A 23,222-nucleotide genomic window follows, 5' to 3' on the forward strand; every position below is an offset into this window, starting at 1 on the left:
CTCACTCCAGACCTGAGTCAAATCGGCTCGCGACCACCAGGCCGGCGGTGTTGGCGAGAATGCGATCATTGGCCACCATCAGCGGCGCCGACAGCACATCCCTGAGATGGCGTCCGACTGAAAAAGGGCCGTCATTGCGATAGCCGGCAATGCCGGTCACCAGCAGCGCTTCACGGACGACATCGACGGCCATGTTCGAGGCCATGACCTTGAGATTGTTCATCTCGACCGTGAAGTTATTCGAGTTCAGATCGTCATCGTCGCGCTTCGCCGTCTCGAAGCGTTCGATATGGGCGACCAGCGTAGCCTTGAACGCCTGCAATTTCGCGGTCGCCTCGGCCAGTCGCGGTGCGCCGGGCAGCGGCCCTGCGAAATCGGCCGGCACGCGCCGCGCCGTCGCGCGAACCGAAGCATGCGCGCGCGCCAACGCATCGCTGGCGATGCCGAACCAGACGCTGCCCCACAACACATGGGCGGTGGCCAGCATGGATTGCACGGCGATCTCGTGGAACGGCTTTGGGAAGATCTGATCGGTGCCAGCCTTTGCCGTCAGGACAAAACCTTCCGAGCAGGTGCCGCGCATGCCAAGTGTATTCCACTCGGAGATGCGTTCGAGTTGGTAATCGTCACGTCGCAGCGCGATCAGTACCTGATCGGAGCCGGCCGAGCTGGGATGACGGCGCGCCGTGGCGAGAATGACGTCGGCTTCCAAAGCGTAGGACAGCACAGTCGCCTGCTTGGTCAGCGACACCCGATCGCCATCGGTTTCGATCGCGCAATTGGACACGCGCATATCGCCGCCGATACCGGCTTCCGTGGTCGATGACGCAAGCAGCAGCTGCTTGCTCGCCACATCGCGCATCAATGCGCGGTGATAGTCGGTCTCCATGCCATGGGCGACCAGGCTGGAAAGCTTGATCTGATGCATGGCGTAGATCATGCCGCTGGCGCCGCAGGCGCCTGCGAGAATGGCGCAGAGATCGGCGATCTGGCGCAGGCTGAGCTCCTGGCCGCCGAAGCTTTTCGGCACCATCAGGCCGAGCATGCCCTTGTCGCGCAGAGCCTGGAATGTCTGCGTGGGAAATGTCGCGGTCTGGTCCGCATGCGCAGCATGCCGGGCCGCCACGTCGGTCGCGATCTTCCGCATCACATCGCGCCACGGCGCGGCATTCGTCGCGTCAACGCCCTGCTTCACCGTGCTCGATGTCATGAGTTCAGGCTTTCTGCGCGACGAGCTGCTCGACGGCGGCGATCAACCCGCCCAAAGTCGCGAATGTCTTGCGGGTCAACAGCGCGTTGGGGAATTCGATGTCGAAATCTTCCTCGATCCTCAGCATCAGCTGAACCGAGCCGAACGATGTCATGCCGGCATCGAACAGGTTGTCCTCATCGGTCAAGCCTTCGACTGGAACGGGGACCAGATTCATCGATGCGACAATGGTACGCACGCGATCACGCATTCATTCCTCCAGAAATATTAAGCAATGGACGGCTTCTCTAGCGGGAAGCGTCACAAGGTTAGTTCGCTGATATCAGATAAATGGCGCGGGAGTCGTAAATGGGATCCCGAACAACAGGTCGTTTCGGCGTAAAGCCTAATGCATTGAAGATTTGATCTTAGCGAGCAGTTAAGTACCGAAAAGAAAACAGGCCCGACCGGGCATTAATGATGGAAAGCGATATCGAATGACTTCGTCGTCGCTCGTCAGTTACGAAATCGCTGCCCCTCAAGAGGCGATGGCCTGAACGACAAATATCAATTGCGGTCCGATTTCGCGGACGAGCTGAACTAGTCAAACGATAATGGTTTCCAGATCATGAATTCCCGCTATGGCATTCCGGTCACGTTCGAGACTTTCGGCGGCCTCTATCACGCGGGCAGCGTTGATCGGATTGGACGCAAGGCTGTCCTGTTGCTGTCGCCGATCGGCTATGAGGAATTGTTAAGCCGCGCGACCTGGTGCGCGCTGGCGGACATGATCGCAGCATCCGGCCATGCCTGTCTCCGCTTCGATTATCCTGGCACGAGTGATGCCATCGATGTCGTCGGCGAGCCGGACGGCATTGCCGATTGGCTCGATGCGGCGCGCAAGAGCGTCGCCTTTTTGCGCGACCATAATCCGCGTCTGGAACTCGTTCTCGTCGGGCAAGGTTTTGGCGCGACATTGGCGGCTCAGCTTGGAGCGGAACTGCAGGGCGTCACGGCGGCAGTTTTAATGGCGCCGGTGGTCAAGGGGCGCAGCTATCTGCGTGAACTCCAGGCCTGGTCGAATATGCTGACCGAGCGGATCGGCATCGGGCCCGACCCCGTCCATGACAACGGCTATTGCGTCGCCGGCCTTCCGCTCGCCAACGGCCGTGCCGCTGCGATCAAGGCAATCGATCTGACGCGGACGACGCAGTCTCCGGCCCCACGGGTATTGCTGGTCGACCGCACGCAGACCTCGCGCGAAAACTCGATCGGCAATCATCTGGCGACGCTTGGCGCCGATGTCTCCTATCTCGATTATGCCGGTTACGAGAATATACTGCAGAACCCATCGGTGGCCGAGCCGCAGCTCGGGACGCTGCGGCGCATCGTGTCGTGGATCGATGATCTCCCGCCTGGGCCAATGGCCGAGGGCGTGGCACCTGCGAAGGTCGTTGCTCCCCCGCGGGCCATCGCCGGCCCGCATTATGAGGAACTCCCCGTCCGCTTCGGGCCGGATGGGCGGCTGTTCGGCGTTTTGTGCAAGCCGCTCGGCCGCAAGCCGTCAGCCATCGCGGTGCTCGCCAATTCCGGGCGTGACTATCACATCGGCTGGGGCCGCGCCGGGGTCGAGCAGGCGCGGGCATTGGCCGAGCGCGGCATCGCATCATTCAGGTTCGATGCCGGCGGCATCGGCGACAGCATCGCTGCGGCCGGCGCGCCGGACGAAGTGCTGTATTCCGACGAACAGCTCGATGATCTCCGGTGTGCCATCGACTATGCCGCGACCTGCGATGCCGGCCCGATCGCCGTGGCCGGTCGCTGCAGCGGCGCTTACGGGGCCTTCCAGATCGCCGTGCAGGATCCACGGGTTCGCTACGCCATCCCCGTCAACATTCAGCGTTTTGTCTGGGATCCCCGGGAGAGCGTGGCGGAAGCGCTGCAATCGGCCCATCGCAGCATCTACGCATCCGCGACCATGCTGCTCAGCAAGCGCAACCTGAAGCGATTGCTGTCCGGCAACCTGCGCATCGGGACGGCGGCGGGTGCTTTGCTGAAACGCCTTGCCGGCAAGCTCTCACCGAAACCTGCCGAAGCGGCAGGCGGCGCGCCCGTTCCGAACCTCCATGACGAAGGTCATCGGCGCTTCAAATTGCTGGAGGACCGCGGCGTGCGTGTGGCGCTGCTGTTCTCGGAAGGCGATCACGGGCTGAACGAATTCCGCAGCTATATGGGGCGGAAGGGTGCAAAACTGCGTCGCTATTCCATGGCGTCGATCACGATCATCCCCGGCGCCGATCACGACTTCACCCACGCGGCCAAGCGTGCGCAGATGGTGAAAGCCCTGGGTGACGTGCTCGCGGCTAACTAACCGTCCTGTCATAAGCCACAACAGATGCCTGTGCGGTTGCCCTGACGTCGGCGACACTCATGCCGGGTTTGTACAGACTGCTGCCGAGGCCGAACGCCCGGATGCCGGCGGCAATGTAGTCGGCAAAATTCTTGTCGGATACGCCACCGACTGCTCCGATGACGGCATCCTTCGGCAGCACCGCGCGGATGGCGGCGATGCCCGATGGGCCAAGGATCGACGCCGGGAAGAATTTGAGCGCGGCAGCGCCCGAGCGCAGCGCGAGGAAAGCTTCTGTGGGCGAGAATACGCCGGGCATCGTGACCATGCCGCGTCGCGCAGCCATCGCCAGCACGTCCACATCGACATTCGGGCTCACCATCAGCCGCCCGCCGACGTCGGCGACGCGGGCGCAGTCGTCGGCCGTGAGCACGGTGCCAGCGCCGATCCACGTTTCTTTGCCGAATCGCTTGCAGATGCGGGTGATGGAATCGAACGGATCGGGTGAATTCAGCGGCACTTCGATCATCTCGAAGCCGGTGTCGATCAGCGTCTCGACGATGCCTTCCACTTCATCGGGCTTCACGCCGCGCAGGATGGCGAGAAGGGGACGTTTCACTTTGGGCCAAGGGACGGGTTGGGTCATGTGAATGTTGCTCCCCACAAACGGATGGCGGCCTTGGCGAGGCCCTGTTGCGATGCGCGTTCGGCATCGACAATGCTGATGTCGAAGCCGGCTTGCGCGAGCGCGGTGGCATAGAGCTGCCCGAGTGCGCCCGCGCCGATCAGACGTACCGGCTGCGTGCCGTAACGCGCGCTGGCATCGGCGATCTCGGTGCCGATCAGCAGGCCCGACAGGCGCGTTGCGCCATCTGCCCGTTGCTGGAAGCCGAGCAGTTGCGCAGCGCGAAGGCTGAAGAGGGAGGCTGTCAAACCTGCTGGCTTCGCAAGGGCGCGTTGCAGGCCGTCGCGAAACGCGTCATTTGCTGCGGGCGATGCTGCTTCGTACTCCATCGCGTGCTTCAGGATGCTGTGCTGGGCGATGACCGAAAACAATTCGCCAGTCATATAGGTCGTAAATGAGACGACGCTGCCGTTCTCGATCCTGATCCATTTGCTGTGCGTCCCGGGAATGCAAACGAGGCCGGTGAAGTTGGACTCGGTCACACCGAGCAGCTGCGTCTCCTCGCCGCGCATGACGTCGGGCGCGGCTGGGTCAACCTGTGCAATACCAGGCAGGATGCGCACATCACCTGGCGTATCCACGCGTTGGGCGCCGTCATGCAATGCGCCGAGCCGGGTCGGTGTGCGCAGATAGGGCGCCTCAACCCAGCCCTGCTTGGCCCCGGCCATGCCGCAGATCACTATGGGCAGATCCTGCGCCGCATCGAGTTTTGCAAGATGATCGGTGAGCACCGGGGCAAAACCGGTCGTCGCACAATGGAGCATGCCTTCTGAGCCGCGGGCTTCCGCGAGCACATGGCCATCGGCCGCCATCAGCCAGGCGCGAAAACTACTGGTGCCCCAATCCACGGCGACGAAGGCCGGTTTCCTCACAGTCACGTTTTTCTCCGGCTCTCTCGGCACGAATAGGCATCGAGCATAGCCGAAAGCGACGTGCCTAACAGTAGTTCTCGCACAGCATGGGCGTGAAATCGGTGCGCAGTGATGCGATGGCGGGGACGGCTGTCAGATGCGGTGTGCCGCGGCGAGCGATGGCGCTGCGAAACGCATCCAGAATGGCCGTGGCCATGTCGGCATGATGGGTCTCGACGGCACCGTCGAGCCAGTCCGGCATGTTGCGCTCGTTGGACAAGGCGCAATGCCACTCGCCCTCGTCAAAGGCCAGGCGACGGAGCTGCCAGTCCGGCAGTTCGATGGCAATCAGTGCGAGAGCCGCATCAGTCCATGCACCGGCTGCGACGAGACGATCGAGACGCTGTGCCTCTGTAGTCCGGCGCATTGCCGGCAAGCGCTTGCAGGATGCGAGGCAGATGGCGGTGAATGACGCGGCGTCGATATCCGATGTCGGATGCGAAGCAGCATTTGGAAGAAGTAAGAGACGCGGCATGGCGCAACTCCATCAACGGCGCGATCGTCGGGCGACCGCAACCTGACATTTGCTTAGCCGGCCGTTTGAAAACGAGACGATTTCAAAGGTGAAAATATAGCTGCGCCATAAACGCAAGCCGCCCGGCTTCCCGCGTCTTTATGGGATTCCTATAAGTTCGCAGTTCCCCTCATCTCGAAAACCTACGCCGTGAATGGCACCTGATCGAGCATCGGGCGCAGTCTTTGCGTCCTGTGCCAGTGCATCAGGAGCTTTCCATGCTGGACATTCTCATGCTGGGCCTCGGGCTCGGCTTCTTCCTTCTCACGCTTGGCTACACCTATGCCTGCGAGCGGCTGTGAGGCGATGGATCATGATCTTTGATTACGTGCTGGCCGGCACCGTCTCGGCTGCTCTCCTCGTCTATCTCACTTATGCGCTGCTCCGCCCCGAGCGGTTCTGAGCGCGCCGCACAAGGTCACACACCATGACACTCATCGGATGGATTCAGATCGCGCTGTTCTGCGCGGTGATCCTGGCGCTTACAAAGCCGCTTGGCGGCTACATGACGCGCGTGTTCAATGGCGAGGGCACGTTCCTGTCGCCGGTCCTGCGGCCCGTCGAGGCCGGCATCTATTCGCTCGCCGGGATCGATGCCAAGCGCGAGCAGCATTGGCTCACTTATACGGTGGGCATGATCTTGTTCCAGATCGTAGGTCTCCTGTCCCTCTATGCGCTGATGCGGCTGCAGGATGTGTTGCCGCTCAATCCGCAGGGGCAGTCGGCGGTAGCACCCGATCTCGCTTTCAACACCGCGGTGTCGTTCGTCACCAATACCAACTGGCAGAATTACGGTGGTGAGAGCACCCTGTCGTATCTGACCCAGATGCTGGGTCTTACGGTGCAGAATTTCGTGTCGGCGGCCACAGGCATTGCGATCGCCGTGGCGCTGATCCGTGCCTTCGCACGCTCGTCGATGCGCACCATCGGCAATTTCTGGGTCGATCTCACCCGCGCGACGCTTTATGTGCTGCTGCCGCTCTGCGTGGTCCTCACGCTGTTTCTCATCTCGCAGGGCATGCCGCAGACGCTCGGCGCCTATGTGGATGCGACCACGCTTGAAGGCGCCAAGCAGACCATCGCGGTCGGCCCCGTCGCTTCGCAGGTGGCGATCAAGATGCTCGGCACCAATGGCGGCGGCTTCTTCAATGCCAATGCCGCGCATCCATTCGAGAATCCCACAGCGCTGTCGAACTTCGTCCAGATGCTGGCGATCTTCGCCATCGGCGCGGCACTGACCAATGTGTTCGGTCGCATGGTCGGCAATCCCAAACAGGGCTGGGCGATCCTGGCAGTCATGGGCGTGTTGTTCATCGTCGGCGTCGCCGTCACCTATTGGGCTGAAGCCTCTGGCACCAATGTTCTGCAGACGCTCGGTCTCAGCGGCGGCAATATGGAAGGCAAGGAGACGCGCTTTGGCATCGCCGCCTCGGCGCTGTTCGCCGTCATCACAACCGCAGCCTCCTGCGGTGCGGTCAATGCGATGCACGACTCCTTCACCGCACTCGGCGGCATGATCCCGCTGATCAATATGCAGCTCGGCGAGATCATTGTCGGCGGCGTCGGCGCAGGTCTCTACGGCATGCTGCTGTTCATCGTGCTGGCGATCTTCGTCGCGGGCCTGATGGTCGGTCGCACGCCGGAATATGTCGGCAAGAAGATCGAGGCGCGCGAAGTGAAGATGGCGATGCTCGCCATTCTCGTCCTGCCGCTGATGTATCTCGGCTGGACGGCGGTGGCGGTCGTGCTGCCGTCGGCCGTCGCGTCGATGGCTAATGCCGGCCCGCATGGTTTTACGGAAGTGCTCTACGCCTTCACGTCGGCCACGGGCAATAACGGCTCGGCCTTTGGCGGCCTCACTGGCAATACGTTCTTCTACAATCTCACGCTCGCCTGCTCGATGCTGGTCGGTCGCTTCTTCATGATCATTCCGGCCATGGCACTGGCGGGGTCGCTGGTCGAGAAGAGGTCGATCCCGCCATCCGCCGGCACGCTGCCGACCACGGGCGGCCTGTTTGTCGGCCTCGTCATCGGCGTCATCCTCATCATCGGCGGCCTCACCTTCTTCCCCGCGCTCGCGCTGGGGCCGATCGTCGAGCATCTCGCGATGCTGGCCGGCAACCTGTTCTGATCGGAGCAATCCCCATGGAAACCCTCAAACTGCAAAAGCGTGCGTCTGGCTCGGCATTGCTCGATCCCAAGATCGTGGTGCCCGCCATTGGCGCGTCGTTCAGGAAGCTCGATCCGCGGGCGATGATCAGGAACCCGGTGATGTTCGTGGTCGAGGTCGTCGCCGCGCTCACCACGGTCATCTTCATCAAGAATGTGGTGACATCAGGCGAGGATCTCGCTTTCACCTTCCAGATCATCCTGTGGCTCTGGTTCACGGTGCTGTTCGCCAATTTCGCCGAAGCCGTCGCCGAAGGGCGCGGCAAGGCGCAGGCGGATACGCTGAAGAAGACGCGCACCGAAAGTCAGGCCAAGCTGCTCACCAGCAGCGATGCCGGCGATCGGAGCTATCGCATGGTGGCGGGCACCACGCTGAAGGTCGGCGATATCGTGCTGGTCGAGGCCGGCGATCTCATTCCGTCCGATGGTGAAGTGATCGAAGGCGTCGCCTCTGTCAACGAGGCCGCCATCACCGGCGAATCCGCGCCTGTCATCCGTGAATCCGGCGGCGACCGTTCCGCGGTCACCGGCGGTACGCAGGTGTTGTCGGACTGGATCCGCGTTCGCATCACCGCGGCGCAGGGCTCCACCTTCATCGATCGCATGATCAAGCTTGTGGAAGGCGCCGAGCGCCAGAAGACGCCGAACGAGATCGCGCTCAACATCCTGCTGCTCGGCCTCACCATCATCTTCGTGTTCGCGACGGTGACGATCCCGAGCTATGCCGCCTATGCCGGCGGAACGATCTCGGTCGTGGTGCTCGTGGCGCTGTTCGTCACGCTGATCCCGACCACCATCGGTGCGCTGCTCTCGGCCATCGGCATTGCCGGCATGGATCGCCTGGTGCGCTTCAATGTGCTGGCGATGTCCGGCCGCGCGGTGGAAGCCGCGGGCGACGTCGATACGCTGCTGCTCGACAAGACCGGCACCATCACGCTGGGCAATCGCCAGGCGACGGCGTTCCGTCCGCTGCGGGGGATCACCGAGCAGGAACTGGCTGATGCAGCCCAGCTCGCCTCGCTGGCCGACGAGACGCCGGAAGGCCGCTCCATCGTCGTGCTGGCGAAGGAGAAATACGGCATCCGCGGCCGCGACATGGCCGAGCTTGGCGCCACCTTCGTTCCCTTCACCGCGCAGACGCGCATGAGCGGCATCGATGCGTCCGGCATTTCGGTACGCAAGGGTGCCGTGGATTCGATTCTCGCTTATGTCGGCGGCACCGACATGGCGACGGTGTCGGGAAATACGGCCCGCGCGCTGCAGCCTGCGAACCTGTCACCGGCCGCCCGCGAATTGCAGACCATTGCCGATGAAGTGGCGAAGGCCGGCGGCACGCCGCTCGGCGTGGTGCGCGACGGCAGGCTGCTGGGCGTCATCTATCTCAAGGACATCGTCAAGGGCGGCATTCGCGAGCGCTTTGCGGAGCTGCGCCAGATGGGCATCCGCACCATCATGATCACCGGCGATAATCCGATGACAGCTGCAGCTATCGCAGCTGAGGCTGGCGTCGATGATTTCCTGGCGCAGGCAACCCCCGAAGACAAGCTCAAGCTGATCCGCGACGAGCAGGCCAAGGGCAAGCTGGTGGCCATGTGCGGCGACGGCACCAATGACGCGCCGGCGCTTGCACAGGCCGATGTCGGTGTCGCCATGAACACCGGCACCCAGGCGGCGCGCGAGGCCGGCAACATGGTCGACCTCGACAGCAATCCGACCAAGCTGATCGAGGTCGTCGAGATCGGCAAGCAATTGCTGATGACGCGCGGCGCGCTGACCACGTTCTCGATCGCAAACGACGTGGCCAAATACTTCGCCATCATCCCGGCGCTGTTCATCGCCTTCTATCCGCAGCTGGGCGCGCTCAACATCATGGGGCTCGCCAGTCCGCAAAGCGCCATCCTGTCGGCCATCATCTTCAACGCGATCATCATCATCGCGCTGATTCCGCTGGCGCTGAAAGGCGTGTCCTACAAGCCCATCGGCGCCGGTGCGCTGCTCGGCCGCAATCTGCTGATCTATGGCGTCGGCGGCCTCATCGTTCCGTTCATCGGCATCAAGGTCATCGACCTCGCGGTCTCCGCTCTACGCCTCGTCTAACTCCGTCATCGCGAGCGCAGCGAAGCAATCCAGAGCTACATGCAAAAAAAAGACCTGGATTGCTTCGTCGCTTCGCTCCTCGCAATGACGATCACAAAGGACATTCGTCATGTTGAAAGAATTGCGTCCCGCCATCGTCGTCTTCGTCCTGCTCACCGCCATCACCGGCCTTGCCTATCCCCTGGCGATGACCGGCATCGGCGGCGCTATCTTCCCCGCCCAGGCCGCAGGCAGCCTGATTGAAAAGGACGGCAAGGTGATCGGCTCATCGCTGATCGGCCAGGAGTTCAAGGGCGACACCTATTTCCGGGGCCGCCCGTCGGCGACCACAGGCGCCGATCCGCAGGATGCCACCAAGACGGTGCCGCAGCCCTACAATGCCGTGAACTCCATGGGCTCCAATCTCGGTCCCACAAGCAAGGCACTGGCGGATCGCATCAAGGAAGACGTCGAGAGACTGAAGGCAGAAAACCCGTCGATGCCGGTGCCGGTCGATCTCGTGACAGCCTCAGCCAGCGGCCTCGATCCGAACATCTCGCCGGAAGGCGCGCTGTTCCAGGTGCCCCGTGTCGCCAGGGCGCGAGGCCTGCCGGAGGATCGGGTGCGTGCGCTGGTACAGGAGAGAACCGAAGGCCGGCTGTTCGGCTTTCTGGGCGAACCCCGCGTTAACGTCCTCGCGCTGAATCTGGCGCTGGATGCGGCTGGCGCAAAGTAGCCATCTAGGCCGGTTCCCCGGCGGAGACTATATATCGCTTCATGGCACATCAAAGCCGCGACCCCGACCAACGTCCCTCGCCGGAAGCCTTGCTCGAAACAGCACGGCGCGAGGAAGGTGTGGCCGGGCGGCTGAAAATCTTTGTCGGCGCCGCCCCCGGCGTCGGCAAGACCTATGAGATGCTGCAAAGCGCCCATGCCAAGAAGAAGGCGGGTGTCGATGTGGTGGTCGGCGTGGTCGAAACCCATGGCCGCGCCGAGACCGAGGCGCTGCTCGCCGGGCTCGACGTCATCCCGCGGCGGATGATTGCCCATAAAGGCCAGACGCTCGACGAGATGGATCTCGATGCGATCCTCGCGCGTCGCCCGAAACTCGTGCTGGTCGATGAGCTCGCGCATACCAATGCACCGGGCTCGCGTCATCCGAAACGCTATCTCGACGTTGCCGAGCTGCTCACCGCCGGGATCGATGTTTATACCGCTGTCAATATCCAGCACATCGAAAGCCTGAATGATGTCGTCGCGCAAATCACCCATGTACGGGTGCGCGAGACCGTGCCGGACTCGGTGTTCGACCGCGCCGATGCCATCGAGCTGATCGATCTCACGCCGGACGACCTGATCCAGCGCCTGAAGGAAGGCAAGATCTACGTCCCGAAACAGGCCGAGCGCGCGCTCGAGCATTACTTTTCGCCGGGCAATCTCACGGCGCTGCGCGAACTCGCTCTGCGCCGCACGGCCGATCGCGTGGACGAGCAGTTGCTCACCCATATGCAGGCGAACGCCATTGCCGGCCCCTGGGCGGCGGGCGAGCGTATTCTGGTTTGTATCAGCGAAGATCCGCGCTCGGCGGGTCTTGTCCGCTACACCAAGCGCCTGGCCGATCGCCTGCATGCGCCATGGACGGCCGTCAGCATCGAAACGCGGCGCAGCCTGCAGTTCTCGGAAGAACAGCGCGATCGTCTCGCAGATACGCTGCGGCTGGCCGAAGCGCTTGGCGCCGAGGCGCTGACGATCCCTGCCGCAGCCCGGCATATCGCCGATGATCTGCTCGGCTATGCCCGTGCCAACAATGTCACCCAGATCGTGATCGGCAAGGCGTCGCGGTCATGGTGGTTCGAGCTGCTGCGTGGCTCGGTGGTGCATGATCTCGTGCGCCGTGCCGGTAATATCGGTGTCTATGTGGTTGCCGGCGATGCGTTGCCGACGGAGCCAAGCACCCGGCGCGCCCAGATCAGTGACCGGGCCGAGCCGTTCGATCCAAAACCTTATGCGTTGTCGATCGCCATTATCGCGGCAGCGCTCGGCGTCGGCATGCTGCTCTATCCGGTTTTCGGCGTCGAGAATGTCGATCTCATCTTCATGACGGCGGTGGTCGGCATCGCCGTCCGCTTCGGGCTCGGGCCGTCGCTACTCGCCAGCCTGAGCGGATCGCTGGCCTACAACTTCTTCTTCCTGCCGCCGGTCTACACGTTCACGATCACCGACCCGACCAATGTCGCGGCTTTCTTCTTCTTCATGCTGGTGGCGGTGCTGGTGTCCAATCTCGCGGCGCGGGTGCGTAGCCAAGCCGTTTCCGCCTTCGGCCGCGTGCGGACCACCGAGTCGCTCTATGCGTTCAGCCGCAAGCTCGCGGGCACGGCGACGCTCGATGATGTGCTCTGGGCCTCTGCCTATCAGATCGCGCTGATGTTGCGCGTCCGCGTCGTGTTGCTGCTGCCGGATGCCGGCGTCATCACGGTGAAGGCCGGTTATCCGCCGGAAGATCAGCTCGACCAGGCCGATCTCGCCGCCGCCAATTGGGCCTGGAGCAATGATCGCCCCGCCGGTCGCGGCTCCGACACACTGCCGGGCGCCAGGCGCCTGTTCCTGCCGATGCGCACCGGGCGCGGATCGATCGGGGTCATCGGCATCGATGACGACCGCACCGGGCCGCTGCTGACGCCCGATCAACGCCGGCTGCTCGATGCACTGGTGGATCAGAGCGCGCTCGCCATCGAGCGCGTGCAACTGGTCGAGGACATGGACCGTGCCCAGCGCAATATCGAATCCGATCGTCTGCGCGCGGCGCTGCTGACCTCGATCTCGCATGACCTGAAAACACCGCTGGCATCCGTGCTTGGTGCAGCCTCCACCTTGCGCGATCTGTCACCGAAGCTCAGCGAAGCCGAGCGTGCCGATCTGCTCGCCACCGTGATCGACGAATCCGAACGCCTCAATCGCTTTATCGCCAATCTGCTGGATATGACAAAACTCGAATCCGGCGCGGTGGTGCCGAATGCCGTGTTGCTCGATCCCGGTGAGATCGTCGGCAGCGCGCTGCGCCGGGCTGGAAAAATCCTGGGCGGTCATCGTGTAGCGCTAGACTTGGCGCCGCATCTTCCGATGTTGAAGCTCGACGCCGTCCTGTTCGAGCAGGTGCTGTTCAATCTGCTCGATAACGCCGCCAAATATGCGCCATCGGATACGACGATCTCCATCCGTGCAAGGCGTGAGGATGATGCCGTGATCTTGCAAGTCATGGACGAAGGCGCAGGGATTTCGGCTGCCGACCTCGAACAGGTGTTCGACAAGTTCTACCGCGCCAACAAAGGCGATCATGTTCGTGCCGGCACCGGCCTCGGTCTCGCCATCTCGCGTGGCTTTGTCGAAGCCATGCAGGGTACCATCACCGCGACCAATCGCACCGATCGTTCGGGTGCCGTGCTCACCATCCGCTTGCCGGTCCCGCCGGCGTCCGAAGCCCTGGACACCGCCGCATGAATGCCTCCCCTATCAAGGTCCTGGTCATCGATGACGAGCCGCCGATCCGCAAATTGCTGCGGATGGGCCTGAGCACGCAGGGCTACGACATCATCGAAGCCAGCAATGGCAAGCTGGCGCTGGAAAAGCTGGCCGAGGAGCCGGCGCTGATCATCCTCGATCTCGGTCTGCCGGATATCCAGGGTCACGATCTCCTGCAGATGATTCGGGCGCGCAATGACAGCGTGCCGATCGTGGTGCTGTCGAGCCGGGGCGACGAGGCCGGCAAGGTGCAGGCCCTGGATCTCGGGGCTGACGACTATCTGACAAAGCCGTTCGGGATGGATGAGTTGCTGGCGCGGTTGCGCGCTGCATTGCGGCATCAGTTGCAGGTGCATGGCGAGCGGCCGGTGTTCAAGACCGGTGAGCTGTCGGTCGATTTGGTCCGCCGCATCGTCAAGGTCGGCGAGCGCGAGGTGAAACTGTCACCGAAGGAGTACGACTTATTGCGCGTGCTGGTTCAGCATGCCGGTAAGGTGCTGACCCATCGTTTCCTGCTGAAGGAATTGTGGGACGAGCTAACCGACGCGCAATATCTGCGCGTCTACGTGCGCCAGTTGCGACAGAAGATCGAGTTGGACCCCGAGCGCCCCCAATTCGTGCTGACCGAAACCGGCATTGGCTATCGGCTCCGGGCGCCGGATTGAGACCGATCTCCGCCCTCATGGTGAGGAGCGCGCCACTTGGTGCGCGTCTCGAACCATGAATGGAGTGCGCCGCCGTCCTTCGAGACGCGGTCGGAGACGACCGCTCCTCAGGATGAGGGGAGAGTTTGTGAAGGCGGCTTACTTGCCGGATTTTCCCGGCCCCTTCGGCGCATTGTAGTCCAGCAAGCGAATCGCCTCATCCGCTGCATCGACCATGTCGGACATCAGCTTGCGGTTGCGTTCGAAATCGGCGGCGGACATGGCGCGGAACAGCATGTCGTTCACCGGGCGTTGCACAGGTGCCAATTCGTTGAGCAGTGCGCGGGCCTTCTGTGTCGTGGTGAGGATGACCCGGCGGCGATCGTCCGCGTCGGTTTCCTTTTCCACCAGGCCGGCGGCCACCAGCTTGTTGATCTCGATGGTGATGAAGGCGCCGCTGAAATGCAGATGCTCGGCGACCTGATTGACGCCGATTTTCTCATCTCCACTACTCAAATGAGAAATGGCGATCAGCACCGTATATTGCGTGCCTGACAGGCCGATCACGGCACCCAGTTGGCCCCGCACGGCTTGCAGCCGTGCCGAAAACGCCAATGTGTCATGCAAGAATTGCCGAAACGCCCGATCCGACCCATCGACCATCAATTGTGGCCGTGAAATGGTCAGTTCGGCTCGAATTTTCTTTGATTTGCTTTTCGTCGCCATCAGGTCCCCGCACACCTATGAGTCGTATAGCGGGCCGCTTACTAGCAAACAAGTTCGCATCGACAGTTTGATAGCAGCCCTGCCATGCTTGACAGGGCATCATCGCTCGATAATATAGCTTTGTAGCAAAGCTAATGGCTTCCGGTCAGGAGAAGGTCTCATGAGCGTGACTGCGGACGTGGATCCCCGCGCTTTCCGCCAGGCGCTCGGGCAGTTCGCTACCGGCGTTGCTGTCATCACCGCCGAAGGCGCCGGTGGGCAGCCGATCGGGCTGACCATGAGTTCCTTCAACTCGGTGTCGATCGATCCGCCGCTGATCCTGTTCTCCATCGATCGCAAGGCGTTCAGCCTCAAGGCGATGACCGAGGCCAAGGGTTATGCCGTGAATATCCTGGGCCGCAACCAGGAGCATCTGTCGAACAAGTTCGCGCGGGCGCTGGGCGACAAGTGGGAAGCCGTGGAACACACGCTGGGCCACGAAGCGGCGCCGCTGATTGCTGGCGCGCTCGCGCATTTCGAATGCGCGCCCTATGCGCAATATGACGGCGGCGACCACGTCATCTTCGTGGGTCGCGTGGTGAAGTTCTCGGCCTATCCGGCCAATGAGCCGCTGGTCTTCTTTCGCGGGGCCTATCGCAGCCTCAAGGATACGGAGCGTAGCCCGGAATGGCCGCTCCCCATGCACTATTAAGAGTTGGCACGACGAAAGTTCGGAAGTTTCGAGGGACAGCATGATCAAGACCGGCGAACAGCACATTGCCAGCCTGCGCGACGGCCGCGAGGTTTACCTCGACGGCGAGCTCGTCAAGGACGTTACCACCCATCCCGCCTATCGCGGCGCCGTCGCTTCGGTGGGGAAGATGTTCGATTTTCACAGCGCACCCGAAAATCGCGACTTGATGACGTTCGAGACCGAAACCGGCACCCGCGCCAACCGCATCTGGGAACTGCCGGGCAGCTATGACGCGCTGAAGAAGCGCCGTGCCGGCCTGGAAGCCTGGACCGAGCTGCATGCCGGCTTCATGGGCCGCGCGCCGGATCACGTCGCCTCCTGCATTGCCGGCATGTTCATGGGTCTCGAGGTGTTCGAGGCCTACAATGCCGACCGCGCCAAGGCGCTGGCCGATTACTATCGTTACGCCCGCGACAACGATCTCTATCTGACATACGTGATCATCAATCCGCAGGCCGACCGCTCCAAGAGCGCAGCCCAGCAGGCCGATCCCTATCTGTCGGCTGGCGTACTTTCGCGCGATGCCGATGGCCTCGTGATCCGCGGCGCCAAGATGCTGGCCACCGGCGGCATCATGGCCAATGAAGTGTTCGTCACCTGCATCCAGCCACTGCAGCCCGGCGACGAGAAATATGCGGTGTCCTTCGCGATTCCGATGAACACGAAGGGTCTCAAGATCCTGTCGCGTAAGTCGTACGAGGCGTCGGCGACGTCGGTGTTCGACAACCCGCTGGCCAGCCGCTTCGACGAGAACGACGCCGTCCTGTATTTCGACGATGTGAAGGTGCCTTGGGATCGCGTGTTCATCGATCAGGACATCGCGATGTGCCAGAAGCAGTTCCACGCAACGCCGGCGCATTCCTATCAGAATTACCAGGCGATGATCCGCCTGTCGGTGAAACTGCGCTTCCTGATCGGCATCGCGCATCGCACCGCCGAGACCAATGGCGTCATCGGCTTCCCGCAGGTCAAGGAAATGCTCGGCCAGCTCGCTGCCGAAGTGTCCATGGTCGAAGCCTTCGTGCTCGGCATGGAAGCCAAGGGCGCCCAGCGCGGCCCCTATTTCGTGCCGGATCGCGGGCTGCTGTACGGCGCGCAGGTTCTGACCCAGCAGCTCTATGCCAAGGTCATCAACACGCTGCGTGAACTCGCCGGCGGTGGCATGATCATGCTGCCGTCTTCGGTGAAGGACTTTGGGAATCCGGAGCTGGCGTCGTTGATCGGCAAGACCCAGCAGTCGCCGGCCGCCAGCGCCGTCGACAAGGTGAAATTCTACAAGCTCGCCTGGGATGCGGTCGGCTCCGAATTCGCCTCGCGCCACTCGCAATATGAGATGTTCTTCGCGGGCGCGACCTTCGTCACCAAGGGCCATGCGTTCCGCACATATGACTGGGCGCAGGCCACGGCGTTGCTCGACAAGATGCTGGCGAGCTATGACCTTGCCGATGAACTCACCACCGGCGGCAAGCCCGTCGCCGCACCTCGCGCCGTTGCTTAAGCTGCCGAGTCTTAAAACTGCGAAGTCTTAATCTGCTACGTCAGGACAACCATCATGGCCGTTAACAAGATTCACGACGAATTCCGCACCATCGACATGTCGTCGGGCTGGGAAACGCCGCCCGGTTATCCCGCCGGCATCCAGCAGAAGATCCTGTCCGGCGCGCTCGACGAGCCGAACAAGCAGGGCAGCCGCACCCGCCTGCTGCGCTTCGAGCCGGGCGTGTACACCACCGAGCCTTTCGTGCATGAATATTGGGAAGAAGTGTTCCTGTTCACCGGCGATCTGATCGTCGGCAACGACAAGCAGGGCAATGGCGGTGAGAGCTTCCAGCCGAACACCTATGCGGTCCGTCCGCCGGGCGTCTTCCATGGCCCGTTCAAGTCGGTGGGCGGCTGCGTGCTGATGGAGATCCACTATTTCGATCCAGCCTGAGATCGCGCCGCGACGTTTGATCGTTGCCATAACCGGAGCGTCGGGCGCCATTTATGGTGTCCGCCTGCTGCGGCTGTTGCAGGCGACGGATGTCGAGACGCATCTCGTGCTGAGCCGGTCGGCGAAGATCACGCTGACCCAGGAACTTGATCTCGCCGTCTCCGACGTCGTCGATCTCGCCGACGTCGTGCATCAGGCGGACAATATCGGCGCCACGATATCGTCCGGATCGTTCAAGACCATGGGCATGGTCATCGCGCCATGTTCCATGCGCAGTCTGGCGGAAATCGCCACCGGCGTGACGTCGTCGCTGGTCACGCGCGCCGCCGATGTGGTGTTGAAGGAACGGCGCCGGCTTGTACTGATGGCGCGCGAGGCGCCGTTGCATCTCGGGCATCTCAAGGCCATGGCGGCAGTGACCGAAATCGGCGCCATCGTCTATCCGCCTGTCCCTGCCTTTTATGCCAAACCCGCCAGCCTCGAGCAGATGGTCGATCAGACCCTCGGCCGCGTTCTCGATCTGTTTGATATACAGACGGATGTGGTGAGCCGCTGGGAAGGGCTCGGCGCCGGCAAGCCGCGGGATATTGCATGAATGCGCACCCGTCATTTGCGGTATCTGGCCGATGACGGGCGATAATCGAACGATCGCTGCCGAAAGCTGGGCTTTCGCCCTCCGGCTTTACGCCAGGCCCGGCGTTTCGGACGCGTGCCTGAAACTGCAGGCCGATGCCGGTGTCGATGTGATGTTGCTGCTCGTGGCCAGTTTTGCCGCGGTCGAGCGACGCATCTGCCTCAGTCAATCCGACATCGAAGATATGGACACGGCCTGTCGCGCCTGGCGCGAGCAGATCATCCGTCCGCTGCGTGCACTGCGCACGACGCTGAAATCCGGCCCGATGCCGGCGCCGTCCGACGAAACAGAACAGTTGCGGTCGCAGATCAAGGCGAGCGAGCTTGCGGCTGAGCGTCTCGAAAACGATCTGCTGGCAGGCTGGTTGCAGCGCAAGACAGCGCTGGATCGCTCTGCAACACGCGACGAGGTCGGCGACGTGATGCGTTCTGTCGTGCGGCATTTCCTCGGTGACGCGGATGCGCATCGTGTTGCGACGATGCAATCTGCCATTGATACAATTCTCTCAGCTGCTGATAAATCCCAGTAAATGATGCAGCGCACGCTGACAAATTAGTCAGAGGTGCCTACCGAGCGAGCTTGACTACCTTTGTTGCTTAGCTATCGTTGTTCGCAATTACGTGATCACGCGAGACAAGAACAAAATGACGCAGCCGCAGATTCTCGACACCCGCTTTCGCTCGGCGCTCGCGCGTCTCGCCAAGAACGATCGCATTCTGACTTTCGAGAAGACGGCCGATCCCCATCTCGAGATCGCGGCGGTGCTGAAGAAGCATGACGGCAAGCAGACGCTGCTGTTTCCATCGGTCAAAGGTTACGACGTTCCGCTGATCGGAAATCTGCTCAGCTCGAAGGAAAACTGCGAGGCGGCATTCGGCCTCGATTTCAATGGCATCCGTGGTCTGGTGCAGCGCGCGATGGGCGGCCCGCTCCCGCCCGAAGTCATCAGCAACGCGCCGTCGCAAGAGGTCGTGTTGAAGACCGGCTTCGACATCGCCAAGCTGCTGCCGGCGCTGTTTCATGCGCCGGGGGACGCGGGTCGCTACATCACGTCCGGCATCGTGGTGGTGAAAGATCCTGAAACCGGCATCTATAATGCCTCCTATCACCGGCTGCAGCTGCTGGGACCTGATCGCGTCGCCATCAAGCTCGATTTCGGTCGTCATCTCCGTCTCGCTTTCGACCGCGCCAAGGCGCGCGGCAAGGCGCTGCCGGTGGCGGTGTGCATCGGCACCGATCTCGCGCTGCACTTCACGGCAGCCACCATGGGCTCGCAGATGCCGGAGCACGCGGATGAACTCGCCGTTGCGGGTGGTCTCGCCGGCAAGCCGTTGACGGTGACGAAGGCTGTTTCGCAGGACATGATCGTTCCGGCCGAATGTGAATTCGTGCTGGAAGGCGAGATCTCCGTCGATGATGTCGCGCCGGAAGGGCCGTTCGGCGAATTCGTCGGCTTCGCTGCGCCCGCCGCCGATGCGCCGGTGCTGAAGATCACGGCCGTCACCCATCGCCTGCGCCCGATCTATCACGTCATCAACGGCTTCGGTCGCGAGACCATCATCTTGCGCAAATATGTGCTCGAAGCGAGCTTGCTCAAGGTGTTGCAGTCGGCGATCCCGATCGTCACTGATGTGGAGATGACTTCAGGTGGCCTGCATCGCTTCCATGCGATCATCCAGGTCAAGAAGCAGAGTCGCCAGCATAATGGTTTGCAGCGCAATGCCATTCTCGCCGCCTTCGGTGCGTTGAAGGATCTCGACCTCATCACGGTGGTCGATCATGACATCGATATCCGCGATCCCGTCGATGTCGAATATGCGGTCGCCACGCGCATGGAAGCGTCGAGCGATCTCATCCTGATTCCCGGCGCGCGCGGCCATGAATACGTCCGCGTCAGCAAGGAAGGCATCCGCACCAAGCTCGGCATCGACGCCACGGTGCCGTTCGAGGATCAGGCCACGTTCCGTCGCGTCGAATTCGCCAAGACCGATATCGAGCTCAGCCATTTCACCACGGGTGAAGACAAGGCAACGCTGGCGCTCGGTCTAGTGGGAACGAACATTGCATAGTCTTTGACATCAAAACATTCGAAGCCTTCGCGTTACTTTCTCAATCAGCAGGAAACACCGATGAAGCGATTTCTCGTAGCGGCCCTTTTGGTGGGCACTGGACTGACTGCCACGGTTGCGTCCGCGCAGGAGTGGCCGAGCAAGCCGATCAAGCTCGTGGTGCCCTATGCGCCTGGTGGTTATACCGATGCGGTCGGCCGCATTACGGCGCGTTTCCTCGAGAAAGAACTCAGCCAGACCGTGATCGTCGAGAACCGGCCCGGTGGCGGCGGCATTGTCGGCTCTGATCTGGTGTCGAAGTCGCCTGGCGACGGCTACACGCTGTGCGTCTGCAGCGTGGGCGCAATTTCCATCGCGCCCGTCGCGCAGACCACGTCCTATGATCCGATCAAGAGCTTCAAGCCGATCAGCGTGGTCAGCACCATCCCGCAGACGGTGATCGTGAATCCGTCGCTGCCGATCAATTCGATGGAAGACCTGGTCAAATATGCGAAGGCCAATCCGGGCAAGCTGACCTATGGCTCCAGCGGCGCCGGCGGCCTGATGTATTTCTCGGTGGCCCTGTTCGATGCCCGCGTCGGCACCAAGATGACCCATGTGCCGTTCAAGGGCGGATCGCCTGCCACGGCCGCCGTGGTTTCGGGTGAGGTCAATCTGTCCTTCACCAACATGACCGATGCGCTGCCGCAGATCGAAGCCAATACGGTGCGTGCACTGGCCGTGACTTCGGCGACCCGCAGCGAGTTCCTGCCGAAGGTGGCGACGGTCGCCGAAACCGTCTCGCCCGGTTACGCCGTGGAATCGTGGAATGGCATCATGGCGCCGGCATCGACGCCGGACGCAGTCATCGCCAAGGTTTCGGCGGCCCTCAAGAAGATGGCGGCCGATCCGGACGTGAAGAAGAACATGGCGGTCGCCGGTGCATCGACGGTGTTCACCACGCCGGAGGAATACACCGCGCAGATCGGCAAGGAAGTCGAGCAGTGGCGCACGCTGCTGAAGGAAATCTCCGACAAGAAGACCTGACAGCAAGCCGGATGGGCGGCGACCACTGCTGTGTCGTCGCCCATCATTTCAATCGTCGGCACGGGAGCGCGCCATGAAATCCCTCGCACAACGTGGCAATTCGGACTTCTACACCGGCTTGCTCCTCGTCGTCGTTGCCACGATCGCCCTTCTCTATATCCGCACGCTGACCATCGGCACCGTGCTCGATATGGGACCGGGCTATTTCCCGCTCGGTCTGGCGCTGATCCTGCTGGGCATGGGCCTCGTGATGGTGGTGAAGGGCCTGACCACCGCCGGTGTTCCCGTCGGCGCGATCCATCTGCGCCCGCTGTTTTTCATCCTGCTGTCCTTTGCCGCATTCGGCCTTCTGGTCGAGCGTGCCGGCCTCATCATCGCGATTCTCGCGCAGGTCGGCCTCGCGCATTTCGCATCGCGTGAGACGACCTGGCCGGCCAGCGTCATCACCGGCGTGGTGCTGGCCATCGCGTCGTCGATCATCTTTGTCTGGCTCCTCAAGATTCCGGTGAATGTGCTGCCATGATCGATGTCTTTGCTGCGCTCGGTCACGGTTTCTCCGTCGCCGCGACCCCGCTGAATCTGGTGTTCTGCCTGCTGGGCGCGATATGCGGCACGCTGATCGGGGTGTTGCCGGGGCTTGGTCCGGTGGCGACGATCTCACTGCTATTGCCGGCCACCTACGCGCTCGATCCGGTCGGTGCCATCATCATGCTCGCCGGCATCTATTACGGCGCCCAGTATGGCGGCTCCACCACCGCTATCCTGGTGAACATCCCGGGTGAATCCACCTCGGTCGTCACGGCCATCGACGGTTACAAGATGGCGCAGCAGGGCCGCGCCGGTGAGGCGCTGGCGATTGCCGCCATCGGTTCATTTATCGCCGGTTGCTTCGGCACCGTGGTGATCGCGCTGCTCGGACCGCCACTGGCATTGATGACGCAGAAATTCGCGTCGCCGGATTACTTTTCGCTGATGGTGCTCGGTCTCGTTTCGGCGGTGGTGCTGGCCAATAGCTCGCCATTCCGCGCGGTGGCGATGATCTTTCTCGGCCTGCTGCTCGGCATGGTCGGCATGGACATCAATACCGGCGAAGCGCGCATGACCTTCGGCCTCATCGAGTTGTCGGACGGCATCAATTTCGTCGCGCTGGTGATGGGCCTGTTCGGTGTTGCCGAGGTGATCTCGAATCTCGAGAACAAGTTCACCCGCATCGTCAATCATTCGAAGATCAACAGCATCTGGCCGTCGCTCAAGGTGCTGCGCGGCGCCTGGGGTGCGGTGACGCGCGGGACCCTGCTGGGCACGCTGTTCGGCATTCTTCCCGGCGGCGGCGCCACCATCGCATCGTTCTCGTCCTATGCGCTCGAGAAGCGCGTGTCGAAAACCCCGGAACGGTTCGGTAATGGTGCCATCGAAGGCGTGGCCGGGCCTGAATCAGCCAACAATGCCGCTGCACAGACATCCTTCGTGCCGCTGCTCACGATGGGTATTCCGACCAGCGCCACCATGGCTTTGCTGGTCGGTGCATTAACCTTGCACGGCATTGCGCCCGGACCCACCATCATCTCGCGTCAGCCCGACCTGTTCTGGGGCCTCATCGCCAGCATGTTCATCGGCAATGCGATGCTGGTGATCATCAATCTCCCGATGATCGGCCTGTGGGTTCGCCTGCTCAATGTGCCTTACCGCATCCTCTATCTGGTCATTGTGGTGGTCTGTGCGATCGGCGTCTATTCGGTCAACAATTCGAGTTTCGACATCTACATGACCGTCGGCTTCACGGCCCTCGGCTACATCCTGCGCAAGCTCGATGCCGAGCCGGCGCCGCTGCTGATGGGCTTCGTGCTCGGTCCGATGGTGGAGGAGAATTTCCGCCGCAGCCTGATCACGTCGCATGGCGATCCGATGGTGTTCCTGCAGCGGCCGATCAGCCTTGTGCTGCTGTTGCTGTCCGCGGCCTTGCTGATCTCGATTGTGATGCCGTCGATCAGCAAGCGGCGACAGGAAGTGTTCCAGGAGTGATGCCGGCGATTTGGCGATCGCG

General features: G+C 62.1%; 22 protein-coding genes. 16 read left to right on the forward strand and 6 right to left on the reverse strand.

Annotation, left to right across the window (positions count from 1 at the left end; all coding sequences use genetic code 11):
• Position 1: 1 nt before the first annotated feature.
• Together AC1RQ5_RS03540 and AC1RQ5_RS03545 are read right to left on the reverse strand one after the other, a co-directional pair.
• Positions 2-1,147: an acyl-CoA dehydrogenase family protein gene (locus AC1RQ5_RS03540; RefSeq protein WP_493203290.1), complete on the reverse strand. Its 1,146-nt coding sequence runs from the start codon at positions 1,145-1,147 to the stop codon at positions 2-4.
• A 67-nt stretch (positions 1,148-1,214) separates the two neighbouring features.
• Entirely contained in the window at positions 1,215-1,460 is a 246-nt protein-coding gene (locus tag AC1RQ5_RS03545; protein WP_398475914.1) for an acyl carrier protein, read from the reverse strand.
• A gap of 357 nt (positions 1,461-1,817) precedes the next feature.
• Between AC1RQ5_RS03545 and AC1RQ5_RS03550 the strand changes: the two genes are divergently transcribed.
• Entirely contained in the window at positions 1,818-3,560 is a 1,743-nt protein-coding gene (locus AC1RQ5_RS03550; protein ID WP_493197106.1) for a serine aminopeptidase domain-containing protein, read from the forward strand.
• On the opposite strand, the gene AC1RQ5_RS03555 is transcribed toward AC1RQ5_RS03550, so the two are convergent.
• The 3 genes from AC1RQ5_RS03555 to AC1RQ5_RS03565 all read right to left on the reverse strand — a co-directional run bounded on the left by AC1RQ5_RS03555 (position 3,553) and on the right by AC1RQ5_RS03565 (position 5,610).
• On the reverse strand, positions 3,553-4,185 hold the full coding sequence (locus tag AC1RQ5_RS03555; RefSeq protein ID WP_493197107.1) for a 2-dehydro-3-deoxy-6-phosphogalactonate aldolase: 633 nt from the start codon (positions 4,183-4,185) through the stop codon (positions 3,553-3,555). The two genes, AC1RQ5_RS03550 and AC1RQ5_RS03555, sit on opposite strands and share 8 nt — an antisense overlap.
• Positions 4,182-5,096, reverse strand: coding sequence for a 2-dehydro-3-deoxygalactonokinase (locus AC1RQ5_RS03560; protein WP_493203292.1), 915 nt, complete (start codon positions 5,094-5,096; stop codon positions 4,182-4,184). The genes AC1RQ5_RS03555 and AC1RQ5_RS03560 overlap by 4 nt, the downstream gene beginning before the upstream one ends.
• Before the next feature lie 64 nt (positions 5,097-5,160).
• Positions 5,161-5,610, reverse strand: a complete 450-nt coding sequence (locus AC1RQ5_RS03565; protein ID WP_493197108.1) for a hypothetical protein — start codon at positions 5,608-5,610, stop codon at positions 5,161-5,163.
• Between the two features lie 352 nt (positions 5,611-5,962).
• On the opposite strand from AC1RQ5_RS03565, the gene AC1RQ5_RS03570 reads away from it, so the two are divergent.
• The 6 genes from AC1RQ5_RS03570 to AC1RQ5_RS03595 all read left to right on the forward strand — a co-directional run bounded on the left by AC1RQ5_RS03570 (position 5,963) and on the right by AC1RQ5_RS03595 (position 14,078).
• Positions 5,963-6,052, forward strand: a complete 90-nt coding sequence (locus AC1RQ5_RS03570) for a K(+)-transporting ATPase subunit F (RefSeq protein ID WP_398475924.1) — start codon at positions 5,963-5,965, stop codon at positions 6,050-6,052.
• Between the two features lie 24 nt (positions 6,053-6,076).
• Positions 6,077-7,780 (forward strand): potassium-transporting ATPase subunit KdpA, encoded by a 1,704-nt coding sequence (gene kdpA, locus AC1RQ5_RS03575; protein ID WP_493197109.1) that lies wholly within the window; start codon positions 6,077-6,079, stop codon positions 7,778-7,780.
• A 14-nt stretch (positions 7,781-7,794) separates the two neighbouring features.
• Positions 7,795-9,915 (forward strand): potassium-transporting ATPase subunit KdpB, encoded by a 2,121-nt coding sequence (gene kdpB / locus AC1RQ5_RS03580; RefSeq protein WP_493197110.1) that lies wholly within the window; start codon positions 7,795-7,797, stop codon positions 9,913-9,915.
• A gap of 109 nt (positions 9,916-10,024) precedes the next feature.
• A complete protein-coding gene (locus AC1RQ5_RS03585) occupies positions 10,025-10,630 on the forward strand; it encodes a K(+)-transporting ATPase subunit C (protein WP_493197111.1) in 606 nt (201 codons plus the stop codon).
• A gap of 41 nt (positions 10,631-10,671) precedes the next feature.
• Entirely contained in the window at positions 10,672-13,392 is a 2,721-nt protein-coding gene (locus AC1RQ5_RS03590; protein ID WP_493197112.1) for a DUF4118 domain-containing protein, read from the forward strand.
• Positions 13,389-14,078 carry a response regulator gene (locus AC1RQ5_RS03595; RefSeq protein ID WP_493197113.1) on the forward strand — a complete coding sequence of 230 codons (690 nt, stop codon included), beginning with the start codon at positions 13,389-13,391 and terminating at the stop codon, positions 14,076-14,078. The genes AC1RQ5_RS03590 and AC1RQ5_RS03595 overlap by 4 nt, the downstream gene beginning before the upstream one ends.
• Positions 14,079-14,216: 138 nt before the next feature.
• On the opposite strand, the gene AC1RQ5_RS03600 is transcribed toward AC1RQ5_RS03595, so the two are convergent.
• Positions 14,217-14,645 carry a MarR family winged helix-turn-helix transcriptional regulator gene (locus AC1RQ5_RS03600; protein ID WP_398475936.1) on the reverse strand — a complete coding sequence of 143 codons (429 nt, stop codon included), beginning with the start codon at positions 14,643-14,645 and terminating at the stop codon, positions 14,217-14,219.
• Positions 14,646-14,943: 298 nt separating this feature from the next.
• On the opposite strand from AC1RQ5_RS03600, the gene AC1RQ5_RS03605 reads away from it, so the two are divergent.
• From AC1RQ5_RS03605 to AC1RQ5_RS03645, 9 genes are all read left to right on the forward strand, one after another.
• A complete protein-coding gene (locus AC1RQ5_RS03605) occupies positions 14,944-15,474 on the forward strand; it encodes a flavin reductase family protein (RefSeq protein WP_493197114.1) in 531 nt (176 codons plus the stop codon).
• A 40-nt stretch (positions 15,475-15,514) separates the two neighbouring features.
• Complete coding sequence (locus AC1RQ5_RS03610; RefSeq protein WP_398475940.1) at positions 15,515-17,014, forward strand: 4-hydroxyphenylacetate 3-hydroxylase family protein; 1,500 nt, start codon at positions 15,515-15,517, stop codon at positions 17,012-17,014.
• A 54-nt stretch (positions 17,015-17,068) separates the two neighbouring features.
• Positions 17,069-17,449 (forward strand): cupin domain-containing protein, encoded by a 381-nt coding sequence (locus tag AC1RQ5_RS03615; RefSeq protein ID WP_398475942.1) that lies wholly within the window; start codon positions 17,069-17,071, stop codon positions 17,447-17,449.
• Positions 17,450-17,465: 16 nt separating this feature from the next.
• Complete coding sequence (locus AC1RQ5_RS03620; protein WP_493197115.1) at positions 17,466-18,044, forward strand: UbiX family flavin prenyltransferase; 579 nt, start codon at positions 17,466-17,468, stop codon at positions 18,042-18,044.
• 31 nt (positions 18,045-18,075) lie between these two features.
• Positions 18,076-18,612: a TIGR02444 family protein gene (locus AC1RQ5_RS03625; RefSeq protein WP_493197116.1), complete on the forward strand. Its 537-nt coding sequence runs from the start codon at positions 18,076-18,078 to the stop codon at positions 18,610-18,612.
• Positions 18,613-18,727: 115 nt separating this feature from the next.
• On the forward strand, positions 18,728-20,152 hold the full coding sequence (locus tag AC1RQ5_RS03630; RefSeq protein ID WP_398475946.1) for a UbiD family decarboxylase: 1,425 nt from the start codon (positions 18,728-18,730) through the stop codon (positions 20,150-20,152).
• 60 nt (positions 20,153-20,212) lie between these two features.
• On the forward strand, positions 20,213-21,178 hold the full coding sequence (locus tag AC1RQ5_RS03635) for a Bug family tripartite tricarboxylate transporter substrate binding protein (protein WP_398475949.1): 966 nt from the start codon (positions 20,213-20,215) through the stop codon (positions 21,176-21,178).
• 73 nt (positions 21,179-21,251) lie between these two features.
• Positions 21,252-21,701 carry a tripartite tricarboxylate transporter TctB family protein gene (locus AC1RQ5_RS03640; RefSeq protein ID WP_398475951.1) on the forward strand — a complete coding sequence of 150 codons (450 nt, stop codon included), beginning with the start codon at positions 21,252-21,254 and terminating at the stop codon, positions 21,699-21,701.
• A complete protein-coding gene (locus tag AC1RQ5_RS03645) occupies positions 21,698-23,200 on the forward strand; it encodes a tripartite tricarboxylate transporter permease (protein WP_493197117.1) in 1,503 nt (500 codons plus the stop codon). Before AC1RQ5_RS03640 ends, AC1RQ5_RS03645 begins: the two co-directional genes overlap by 4 nt.
• Positions 23,201-23,222 lie beyond the last annotated feature (22 nt).

Source organism: Tardiphaga sp. GW821-FHT12E02 (assembly GCF_058807155.1).